General features: G+C 47.6%; 3 protein-coding genes and 1 pseudogene. 2 read left to right on the top strand and 2 right to left on the bottom strand.

The genetic code is table 11. From position 1 onward, the window contains the following. Positions 1–224: transposase (locus ACR2PX_RS22565; protein ID WP_434001605.1), on the top strand; the 224-nt coding region annotated here is incomplete at its 5' end. A gap of 192 nt (positions 225–416) precedes the next feature. Further along, positions 417–529 (top strand): annotated as a pseudogene (locus ACR2PX_RS22560) (IS701 family transposase); the annotation flags it as partial. Between the two features lie 232 nt (positions 530–761). On the opposite strand, the gene ACR2PX_RS22555 reads toward ACR2PX_RS22560, so the two are convergent. Together ACR2PX_RS22555 and ACR2PX_RS22550 are read right to left on the bottom strand one after the other, a co-directional pair. Beyond that, positions 762–2231, bottom strand: coding sequence for an autotransporter outer membrane beta-barrel domain-containing protein (locus tag ACR2PX_RS22555; protein WP_434001604.1), 1470 nt, complete (start codon positions 2229–2231; stop codon positions 762–764). A 421-nt stretch (positions 2232–2652) separates the two neighbouring features. After that, positions 2653–3690, bottom strand: coding sequence for a hypothetical protein (locus ACR2PX_RS22550; protein WP_434001603.1), 1038 nt, complete (start codon positions 3688–3690; stop codon positions 2653–2655). Between the last annotated feature and the right edge of the window lie 787 nt (positions 3691–4477).

The raw sequence follows: 4477 nt of genomic DNA, 5'->3' as shown, positions 1-4477 counted from the left end.
TTGCCAATGTTAAGCGGGTTACCATCAAGCCATTTGTCACAGCAGCAATAGAGCCCGGCACTCTGGTGTACACCGATGAGTACGCTATCTACAACGAACTGACAGAATGGGGTTATGGTCATAAATCTGTCTGCCATGGTGATGGAGAGTACGCTCGGGATGAAGATGAAGATGAAGATGGCGATGGTTTTCACGAAGTTCATGTGAATACGAAGTTCATGTGAATACAATGGAGGGGTTCTGGTCGCTGCTGCGTTCCTCGCTACGCCCTCATCGAGGAATATCACAAGAATTGCTCCCGCTGTATTTAGGGTTATTTGAGTGTCTTCACAACGTTAGAAAGCGGGGGGAAAGCTGCGTTATCCGGTCTTTTGGAGGTTTTGTTTGGGTAACTCCCCGGAATCCATTAAGAGCCTTTAATTTTTGATGATACGATTGAGGAGAAGCCTCACAGCGATGTGAATGACCTGATTGTTTGGCACTTTGATCACTCTAAAGGTGAATCAACCTGCTCAACTGTCTTTATCACGTCAAGTAAGTTCTTTGAAATCATGGGTCTGACAAGCTTTACCGCACTCTGCGGCAGGAGTACAGATTGCCTCGATGCTCCTTTAGCCAACCTGAGATTGTTTGATTAGGAGCCATATAATAATGATGCTGACTCAACACAACCTGCGACGAAGAAAGTTTCGCGACACTTTTCTCACGTGCTCACGTGCGGGAAAGCAAAGTCCAATGGTCAAAAGCAGCGCCTGCTGGCATCAAAATTGCCACTCATACTGGAACTGAAGGCCATGACTTAACCCTTTTCCAGTGCTTGTGGCAGTGTATGCCAGGCTCAGATCAGAAATTTCAGACATCCTGCGGTGGATACTGGCACCATAAAACAGTCCGCTGTCGCTAACCCCCTTACCATCAAACTGACCCGAGACACCCTGCCCCGGAAGCTGAAACGAGGTTGAACCCGTATTAAGGTTCTGATGCTGCCAACCCAGCCGTAAATTAACTTCAGTGTGTTTTTCCAGATTTGGCAACACATAACCAACCTCTGCTCCAAGCCGGGTAATCAACTGATTATTGGACTGGCTATTGACTTTCAGGGCCCGGGAACCATCCTCTTTTTCTTTAAAACCGCCATGACTGAGGTGTGAATAGAAGATTTCAGCCATAGGCGTTACCGTCAGTCCAGGCTTCCAATGATCAAGATGAACGTCATAACCCAGGGCAAGATAACCCATCAACTCTGCACCACTTAAATCCGCCTTGAGCCGCCGCCCCTGTTCATCCCTTCGTTCAAGAGCATACTGGTTCCGGGCGAACAGCAGAGCTGCATCCAGATGCCAGTCGTTCCTCGACCAGGACAGGAAAGGCCCGAAGCGGAAACTTTCAAGTGATACTGAACCCGGTTTATCTTTCCGGTTCAGTGACATCGTCTGAACCCCGACCATCAGCCCAAGCACCAGATCTTCGTTCGACTGGCTGAAAACACCTGCATCAAGGCCATACCCTCCATAACCGGAGTCAACCTGCTGATGAAGCCCTTCAAAGCTACCCTGTCGGCCATAGCCCTGTACAAAGCTGTGCCAATCACCACTGCGACGATCCCTGGCAGGCACAAAGTTTCCTTCACGAGTCGAAGCCACCATTTCTGCTGCTGTGAGATTATCCAGGCTAACCTGTCCGTATTCAAACATACGCCCGGTTCGATAGACTTTCATCAGGTTTCTCAGACTGGACATGCCATCCATGCTGAGCATACCAGAGGCCAGTGAAATGTCATGGGCGGCAGTCAGCGCCCCTCGCGCCGAGGCGTCGGGTATGGGAATGTTATCAGGATTTTCGTTTCGCTCCTGCTTAGCCACACCTGCTAGATGATCACCCGCTGCTATGGGGTAAGCGGTATCCCTGTCAGGTGTCGTTGATGTTGCTGCGGAGATGCCCGACTGCTTCTCCGGAATTACAGACAGCGCCGTCTGTTGCCCGGTTAGATCATGCGGCGTAAAGCCATCCTCATCTTTATCTTTGGAAGTGCCTCTCAGATAATCCAATAGAGAGTTAACTTCATAAGTCAGGGGTATCCCAATACCAATACCCGTCACAACCAGTGTGGCCATAAAGCGATTGCAAGCATGGGCTGTATTGCTATTACTCAGCATAAAAAGAAAAGCAAACAGAAAGGTAATGTGCTTTTTATTAAATCCAAACATTTTTTTAACCTCTTTCAAATCCATTGATGATTCCTGAAACCATCTCTCTATCGTTATAAAGTCGTAAAAAACCAGGATTTATTCACACATACACCCTGTGAACGAAACATCTTGATTAAGTACCCATCCAATTGAAATCGAATATTTACCCGGCATCAGGCACACTTGCAGCGTGACACATAGCTGTTAAAGCAATTACTGAGTAATTGACCGTTATATACCCGTTACCATTGAAGGTGTGGGTAGGCGGCAAACGAGCGCAACCCCAAGAGCTTACAGTCAATAAGTGACTCGGGGTGAGCAAGAGCAGCCAACAACCCCACATCTTCAAGGGGAATGGGTATAAGAACACAGATCCCACGATGTCATTCCCACGCAGGGGATTGTTATAAAGCCTTAATTAAAAAGTCGCTCTCATGGTTCGCAATGGGAACGATTCCATCTGTCATTGAAGTTTGAACGTTGATTTTCTTTGATTCTGTTCCGGACAGGTCCGCTTTGAACCTCCTGGTCGGAATTCGGGGCTGTAGGGCACCCCCCCCCTTTGATTGGATCGAGTTCGGCCACCATTCCCATTTCCACTATTATGTTCAAAGTTACAAGTCTGTTGCGCTGCCGGCATATATGTCTCATCTGAAGGTTTTTTTGGCATTGTCTGTCTACCTACGGCATCCGGTTTATGGATTGTCGCTTCCGGAGCTTTTACCTGAATTGCAACATCTCTCATTTTCTTCAGGTCTGTTGTCTGAACTTCGGCGTCGAGAACCTTTTTCTCCTTCAAATCTTCCAAATGAGCCTTAATTTCGTTCAATTCAAAATCAAGAACTTCATTTTCTTCTTTCAGTTTTTTCAATTGCTCTTGAGCTTCCCTATATTTATCCTGACTCTCGCTAAGCTTTCGCTTAAACTCGACCTGTTGACGTTCCAATTTCCGTTTGTCTATCATCAGTTCCTTATTTATAAGTTGGATCTCAGCGAATGATTCGTCCCTTTTTTGAATCATTTCTTTTTTAACTTTCGTTAAATGCTCGATCCTAGTCTTATGGCGATCACTCTCCTTCTGGGCATTCTTTTCTGCAGTTTCCAACTGCTTTTCAAGATTAGCGATCAGTCCTTTCTTTTGCTGAAGAGTGGCATCCTTATCGCGCAACTGGCGTTCGAGAGCTGTTGCCTGTTCATCATTCTTCTGAAGAGTGGCATCCTTATCGCGCAACTGGCGTTCGAGAGCTGTTGCCTGTTCTTTCATCTGCTGAAGAGTGGCATCCTTATCGCGCAACTGGCGTTCGAGAGCTGTTGCCTGTTCTTTCGCCTGCTGAAGAAGTTCATCCTTTTTGCGCAACTCGTATCCGAGAGCACCTGCCTGTTCATCATTCTTCTGAAGAGTGGCATCCTTATCGCACAACTGCCCCTCCAGGAACTGACACTTATGGCGGTAATAGGTCACCGCTACGGCTGCCGGGATAACAACAGGCATCAACCACATGGATGTCGCTGCGGATATGCCTCCCGCCAGGGTGGCGGCTGCAGAGCCTCCAACAGTGTACAGTGTGACCTCCGCCAACGCCTTTACAGACTGATAGCGCTCCCAGGACGCACCCTCCCTGGGTTCTTCCTGATGCAAGTCCGCTGCATCAGCACCCTGGGGCCGTTGAAAGTTTCCTACACATACGTTTTGAGCCTGCATAATCGTCACTCCTTTTTACGTTATTGCTCAATGAACAGTTATTATTAATGACAGTTTTGACGGGAGCACTTCCAAAAAGTTCCCTTTCCGTACGAATTAACCGCAGTGACTCGTTTCCACGCTCTGCGTGGAAATGCATACGCCACTGGCAAAGCACTCGCAATTAAACATGGGTAGAAGTCGATACCAATTCACTCAACCGGAGCAACCGCATTTTAGCCCGGCAAAGCGTGGATAGGTTGACAGGGCGGAACACTGGCGTTATTCCAGTGCAAGGAATTACCTTGGCATTGAAGGTTTGTTAGAGGTGGAAAGGGTATGGTGAGCTCAGATATGCATTCCCGCCCGGGAGAGAGCGTTGCAAAAGCAAAAAAACTAACTGAAATCACCTGCCAGATGAGATTCTCATCACTATGAGAACCTTATCTCGCTTTACAACTTCAGAGTGCTTTTAACGAGTTTTGCGGAATTCTCCATCCATAGCGGCATTGCGTAGCTTTGTCGTTTGGATGGAGATGGATAGCAAACAGCCCGTAGAGGGCTGTCACTTCTCCGGCCTTTCTTGATTCTGAATATACTCCTTCAG

The organism is Endozoicomonas sp. (assembly GCF_051008435.1).
Lineage (GTDB): Bacteria > Pseudomonadota > Gammaproteobacteria > Pseudomonadales > Endozoicomonadaceae > Endozoicomonas_A.
The sequence above is the reverse complement of the archived record's forward strand: the minus strand, read 5'-3'. Positions and strand labels throughout refer to the sequence as shown.

Coding starts and splice junctions, on each gene's coding strand:
- ACR2PX_RS22555 (WP_434001604.1), bottom strand. CDS start 2,231: ATGGATTTGAAAGAGGTTAAAAAAATGTTTGGATTTAATAAAAAGCAC.
- ACR2PX_RS22550 (WP_434001603.1), bottom strand. CDS start 3,690: ATGTGGTTGATGCCTGTTGTTATCCCGGCAGCCGTAGCGGTGACCTAT.